The sequence below is a fragment of the Pseudomonas idahonensis genome (assembly GCF_037903935.1).
GTDB lineage: Bacteria > Pseudomonadota > Gammaproteobacteria > Pseudomonadales > Pseudomonadaceae > Aquipseudomonas > Aquipseudomonas danubii.
The window spans coordinates 6,128,978-6,135,000 of record NZ_CP149586.1 but is presented as its reverse complement, the minus strand read 5'-3'; the positions used below and the strand labels follow the sequence as shown (position 1 = coordinate 6,135,000).

The 6,023-nt window shown below is 51.0% G+C and carries 2 protein-coding genes, 5 tRNA genes and 3 rRNA genes (1 of these 10 cut by a window edge); all 10 read left to right on the top strand.

What is annotated here, in order from left to right:
• A 16S ribosomal RNA gene (locus WIN67_RS27805) occupies positions 1-122 on the top strand; it begins 1,417 nt to the left of the window's first position.
• Positions 123-245: 123 nt separating this feature from the next.
• A tRNA-Ile gene (locus tag WIN67_RS27800) sits at positions 246-322 on the top strand.
• Between the two features lie 10 nt (positions 323-332).
• Positions 333-408: transfer RNA gene (locus WIN67_RS27795), tRNA-Ala, on the top strand.
• A gap of 221 nt (positions 409-629) precedes the next feature.
• Positions 630-3,521, top strand: a 23S ribosomal RNA gene (locus WIN67_RS27790).
• A 146-nt stretch (positions 3,522-3,667) separates the two neighbouring features.
• Positions 3,668-3,783, top strand: a 5S ribosomal RNA gene (rrf, locus tag WIN67_RS27785).
• Together the 16S, 23S and 5S rRNA genes with 2 tRNA genes alongside form the textbook arrangement of a ribosomal RNA operon.
• 168 nt (positions 3,784-3,951) lie before the next feature.
• Complete coding sequence (gene birA / locus WIN67_RS27780) at positions 3,952-4,914, top strand: bifunctional biotin--[acetyl-CoA-carboxylase] ligase/biotin operon repressor BirA (protein WP_170002190.1); 963 nt, start codon at positions 3,952-3,954, stop codon at positions 4,912-4,914.
• A 164-nt stretch (positions 4,915-5,078) separates the two neighbouring features.
• Entirely contained in the window at positions 5,079-5,525 is a 447-nt protein-coding gene (locus tag WIN67_RS27775; protein WP_102865258.1) for a hypothetical protein, read from the top strand.
• Between the two features lie 142 nt (positions 5,526-5,667).
• Positions 5,668-5,752 (top strand) — tRNA-Tyr (locus WIN67_RS27770).
• Positions 5,753-5,776: 24 nt separating this feature from the next.
• Positions 5,777-5,850: transfer RNA gene (locus WIN67_RS27765), tRNA-Gly, on the top strand.
• Positions 5,851-5,876: 26 nt separating this feature from the next.
• Positions 5,877-5,952, top strand: a tRNA-Thr gene (locus tag WIN67_RS27760).
• Positions 5,953-6,023 lie beyond the last annotated feature (71 nt).

Here is a 6,023-nt window from a genome sequence, read left to right as displayed (position 1 = left end):
GGGTTGCACCAGAAGTAGCTAGTCTAACCTTCGGGAGGACGGTTACCACGGTGTGATTCATGACTGGGGTGAAGTCGTAACAAGGTAGCCGTAGGGGAACCTGCGGCTGGATCACCTCCTTAATCGACGACATCAGCTGCTTCATAAGCTCCCACACGAATTGCTTGATTCATTGAAGAAGACGATAGAAGCAGCTTTAAGCTCCAAGCTGATAGCTCCAAGCTAACAGTTACAAGCTCGAAATTGGGTCTGTAGCTCAGTTGGTTAGAGCGCACCCCTGATAAGGGTGAGGTCGGCAGTTCGAATCTGCCCAGACCCACCAATTTTGTTATGGGGCCATAGCTCAGCTGGGAGAGCGCCTGCCTTGCACGCAGGAGGTCAGCGGTTCGATCCCGCTTGGCTCCACCATAAACTGCTTCTGAAAGCTTAGAAATGAGCATTCTGCTTGAATGTTGATTTCTAGTCTTTTGATTAGATCGTTCTTTAAAAATTTGGGTATGTGATAGAAAGATAGACTGAACGTTACTTTCACTGGTAACGGATCAGGCTAAGGTAAAATTTGTGAGTTAAATTGCAAATTTTCGGCGAATGTCGTCTTCATAGTATAACCAGATTGCTTGGGGTTATATGGTCAAGTGAAGAAGCGCATACGGTGGATGCCTTGGCAGTCAGAGGCGATGAAAGACGTGGTAGCCTGCGATAAGCTTCGGGGAGTCGGCAAACAGACTTTGATCCGGAGATCTCTGAATGGGGGAACCCAGCCATCATAAGATGGTTATCTTGTACTGAATACATAGGTGCAAGAGGCGAACCAGGGGAACTGAAACATCTAAGTACCCTGAGGAAAAGAAATCAACCGAGATTCCCTTAGTAGTGGCGAGCGAACGGGGACTAGCCCTTAAGTGGCTTTGAGATTAGCGGAACGCTCTGGAAAGTGCGGCCATAGTGGGTGATAGCCCTGTACGCGAAAATCTCTTAGTCATGAAATCGAGTAGGACGGGGCACGAGAAACCTTGTCTGAATATGGGGGGACCATCCTCCAAGGCTAAATACTACTGACTGACCGATAGTGAACTAGTACCGTGAGGGAAAGGCGAAAAGAACCCCGGAGAGGGGAGTGAAATAGATCCTGAAACCGTATGCGTACAAGCAGTGGGAGCAGACTTTGTTCTGTGACTGCGTACCTTTTGTATAATGGGTCAGCGACTTATTTTCAGTGGCGAGCTTAACCGAATAGGGGAGGCGTAGCGAAAGCGAGTCTTAATAGGGCGTCTAGTCGCTGGGAATAGACCCGAAACCGGGCGATCTATCCATGGGCAGGTTGAAGGTTAGGTAACACTGACTGGAGGACCGAACCGACTACCGTTGAAAAGTTAGCGGATGACCTGTGGATCGGAGTGAAAGGCTAATCAAGCTCGGAGATAGCTGGTTCTCCTCGAAAGCTATTTAGGTAGCGCCTCATGTATCACTGTAGGGGGTAGAGCACTGTTTCGGCTAGGGGGTCATCCCGACTTACCAAACCGATGCAAACTCCGAATACCTACAAGTGCCGAGCATGGGAGACACACGGCGGGTGCTAACGTCCGTCGTGAAAAGGGAAACAACCCAGACCGTCAGCTAAGGTCCCAAAGTTATGGTTAAGTGGGAAACGATGTGGGAAGGCTTAGACAGCTAGGAGGTTGGCTTAGAAGCAGCCACCCTTTAAAGAAAGCGTAATAGCTCACTAGTCGAGTCGGCCTGCGCGGAAGATGTAACGGGGCTCAAACCATACACCGAAGCTACGGGTATCACGTAAGTGATGCGGTAGAGGAGCGTTCTGTAAGCCTGTGAAGGTGAGTTGAGAAGCTTGCTGGAGGTATCAGAAGTGCGAATGCTGACATGAGTAACGACAATGGGTGTGAAAAACACCCACGCCGAAAGACCAAGGTTTCCTGCGCAACGTTAATCGACGCAGGGTTAGTCGGTCCCTAAGGCGAGGCTGAAAAGCGTAGTCGATGGAAAACAGGTTAATATTCCTGTACTTCTAGTTATTGCGATGGAGGGACGGAGAAGGCTAGGCCAGCTTGGCGTTGGTTGTCCAAGTTTAAGGTGGTAGGCTGGAATCTTAGGTAAATCCGGGGTTCTAAGGCCGAGAGCTGATGACGAGTTACCTTTTAGGTGACGAAGTGGTTGATGCCATGCTTCCAAGAAAAGCTTCTAAGCTTCAGATAACTAGGAACCGTACCCCAAACCGACACAGGTGGTTGGGTAGAGAATACCAAGGCGCTTGAGAGAACTCGGGTGAAGGAACTAGGCAAAATGGCACCGTAACTTCGGGAGAAGGTGCGCCGGTGAGGGTGAAGGACTTGCTCCGTAAGCTCATGCCGGTCGAAGATACCAGGCCGCTGCGACTGTTTATTAAAAACACAGCACTCTGCAAACACGAAAGTGGACGTATAGGGTGTGACGCCTGCCCGGTGCCGGAAGGTTAATTGATGGGGTTAGCTAACGCGAAGCTCTTGATCGAAGCCCCGGTAAACGGCGGCCGTAACTATAACGGTCCTAAGGTAGCGAAATTCCTTGTCGGGTAAGTTCCGACCTGCACGAATGGCGTAACGATGGCGGCGCTGTCTCCACCCGAGACTCAGTGAAATTGAAATCGCTGTGAAGATGCAGTGTATCCGCGGCTAGACGGAAAGACCCCGTGAACCTTTACTATAGCTTTGCACTGGACTTTGAATTTGCTTGTGTAGGATAGGTGGGAGGCTTTGAAGCGTGAACGCCAGTTTGCGTGGAGCCATCCTTGAAATACCACCCTGGCAACTTTGAGGTTCTAACTCAGGTCCGTTATCCGGATCGAGGACAGTGTATGGTGGGTAGTTTGACTGGGGCGGTCTCCTCCTAAAGAGTAACGGAGGAGTACGAAGGTGCGCTCAGACCGGTCGGAAATCGGTCGTAGAGTATAAAGGCAAAAGCGCGCTTGACTGCGAGACAGACACGTCGAGCAGGTACGAAAGTAGGTCTTAGTGATCCGGTGGTTCTGTATGGAAGGGCCATCGCTCAACGGATAAAAGGTACTCCGGGGATAACAGGCTGATACCGCCCAAGAGTTCATATCGACGGCGGTGTTTGGCACCTCGATGTCGGCTCATCACATCCTGGGGCTGAAGCCGGTCCCAAGGGTATGGCTGTTCGCCATTTAAAGTGGTACGCGAGCTGGGTTTAGAACGTCGTGAGACAGTTCGGTCCCTATCTGCCGTGGACGTTTGAGATTTGAGAGGGGCTGCTCCTAGTACGAGAGGACCGGAGTGGACGAACCTCTGGTGTTCCGGTTGTCACGCCAGTGGCATTGCCGGGTAGCTATGTTCGGAAAAGATAACCGCTGAAAGCATCTAAGCGGGAAACTTGCCTCAAGATGAGATCTCACTGGGATCTTGAATCCCCTAAAGGGCCGTCGAAGACTACGACGTTGATAGGTTGGGTGTGTAAGCGCTGTGAGGCGTTGAGCTAACCAATACTAATTGCCCGTGAGGCTTGACCATATAACACCCAAGCAATTTGCGAACTCGAAAGAGACCAGATTGCGGTGTGTGAAGACGAAACAAACCGAAAGTTTGCACAACACACAAATCTATTACATACCCATTCGCTGGCACGTTGCATCAGCAACGGTCTGGCTACCGAATTTCTTGACGACCATAGAGCGTTGGAACCACCTGATCCCATCCCGAACTCAGAAGTGAAACGATGCATCGCCGATGGTAGTGTGGGGTTTCCCCATGTGAGAGTAGGTCATCGTCAAGATTAAATTCCGAAACCCCAATTGCGAAAGCAATTGGGGTTTTGTTTTTGCGCGGAGAAAAGTCGATTTGATTTTTATCTGCCCGATCGACTTGCTCGCCGGGTGGTGTTTTCTATGCAATGGTTTTGGGCATGGCTATCATGCCGGGCTCATTGTGAGGCGGATACTGCATGTCGACGTTGTTAGAGCTTCTAAAGGATGGGCGATTTCACTCGGGCCAGGCGCTCGGAGAGGTGCTGGGTGTTAGTCGTAGTGCTATATGGAAGCAGTTACAGCTTCTTGAGGCGGAATTGGGGCTTGTCATCCATAAGGTGCGAGGTCGTGGATATCAGTTGGCCACTCCAATCACTTTGTTGAGCAGCGCGGAGATAAGTCGGTGCTCTTCTCCCAGTAGTGCTTGGGACGTTCGAATTTTTGATTCTATCGACTCCACAAATGCTGAGGCGCTGCGATCCATTGAGGGGGGGGCTGTGGCTCCTTTTCTTGTGCTAGCTGAGCGTCAGACCGCGGGGCGTGGCCGGCGTGGACGCAAGTGGATAAGTCCTTTTGCCGAGAATATCTATTACAGCCTGGTCTTGCGCATAGATGGAGGTCTCCGGCAACTGGAGGGTCTCAGTCTGGTCGTAGGGTTGGCGGTTATGCATACCCTTCGTGAGTATGGAATCCCAAGGGCGGGTTTGAAGTGGCCAAACGACGTTTTGGTTGGTCAGAAGAAGGTCGCGGGAATACTTTTGGAACTGGTGGGCGATCCTGCGGACGTGTGTCATGTGGTCCTGGGGGTTGGGATTAATGTGAATATGCAGAGCGCCGAGGGGGTTGATCAGGAGTGGACCTCGATAAGGTTGGAGTCTGGCCAGGTTACTGATCGCAATCAGCTGGTTGCTCGATTGAGTGAGACCCTTGTGGCTTATCTTGAGCGTCATCGACTGGATGGTTTCTCCGCTATCCAGGGCGAGTGGGAGCAAGGTCATCTCTGGCAGGGGCGTGAAGTGTCTCTGATTGCGGGGGTCAATAAGATCGATGGTGTCGTGCTGGGTATTGATCGCCAAGGGGCGTTGCGGTTGAGCGTTGAAGGTGAAGAGAAAACTTATAGCGGTGGGGAGCTCAGTCTAAGGTTGCGTGACGATCCTTGAGTTTGGCTGCGAAACACCATGAAGTGTGCCCGCGCTACCTTAGGCTAGTAGGTGGGGAGGCTTGTATAGCTGCTCTGGGCGTTGTGTTGGTTTCGCAGGATCAGTTTGTTCGTGATTTGTTTTTTTCGAGTTGACTAAGGCTTGTCTTTCGTCTCGAGGTATTTATGCGCTGGCTGTTTCTGTTGTTACTGGTCCTCAATGGTTTCTATTACATCTGGCATCAGCAGGAAGCACCTCTTCGTGCGAAAGAGGTTATGCCTCTCTCGCTCTATCGAGGCTCTCAGCAAGATATTCGCTTGTTGAGTGAGTCTGCAGATTCGGTCGAGCGGAGGGATAAGGGGAGGGTTGGAGAGGTTGATGCAAGCTGTCTCTATCTAGGGGGCTTTGCTCGTCGAGATATGGCTCAGATGCTTGAGCAGCGGCTTATAGGGCTGGGGGCGGATGTCAGGCTACTGTCCTTGAGTGTTCCTGGATCTTCTGGTTTCTGGTTGCGTGTGGCTCCTGAGAGCAAGCATTTGCTGGATGATCTACAGCTGCAGAACCTTGCTAAGGAATTCAATGAGTTAAAACATAAAATAATGCCTTGTGAGGGGCTTGCAACTGTCGAATAGGTTGCATAGAATGGCGCCCGCTCCGCAGTGAAGACCTTTTGAGGTTAAAGCAGCAGAGCTAAGTCAACGCAGCTAACCTCAAGATTTTATTGAGAAAATGCTTGACAGAAAGGTAGCGTAGTGTAAAATGCTGCCTCGCTTAGGAGGGGTTCCCGAGCGGCCAAAGGGATCAGACTGTAAATCTGACGTCTACGACTTCGAAGGTTCGAATCCTTCCCCCTCCACCAGATTTGGCGAGAGCTGCAGGCTCCGCGGGTATAGTTTAGTGGTAGAACCTCAGCCTTCCAAGCTGATGATGCGGGTTCGATTCCCGCTACCCGCTCCAAGTTTGCAGGTTTTGCAAAGTGTTACGCTCTTGTAGCTCAGTTGGTAGAGCACACCCTTGGTAAGGGTGAGGTCAGCGGTTCAAATCCGCTCAAGAGCTCCATATAACAAGGCAGATATGAAAATATCTGCCTTTGTTTTAATGGCTTGTGTGACTTGCTCAATTCTTCTCCT

Excerpts from the sequence above, each read along its gene's own strand:
- birA (WP_170002190.1), top strand. The coding sequence starts at position 3,952 with ATGTCGACGTTGTTAGAGCTTCTAAAGGATGGGCGATTTCACTCGGGC.
- WIN67_RS27775 (WP_102865258.1), top strand. The coding sequence starts at position 5,079 with ATGCGCTGGCTGTTTCTGTTGTTACTGGTCCTCAATGGTTTCTATTAC.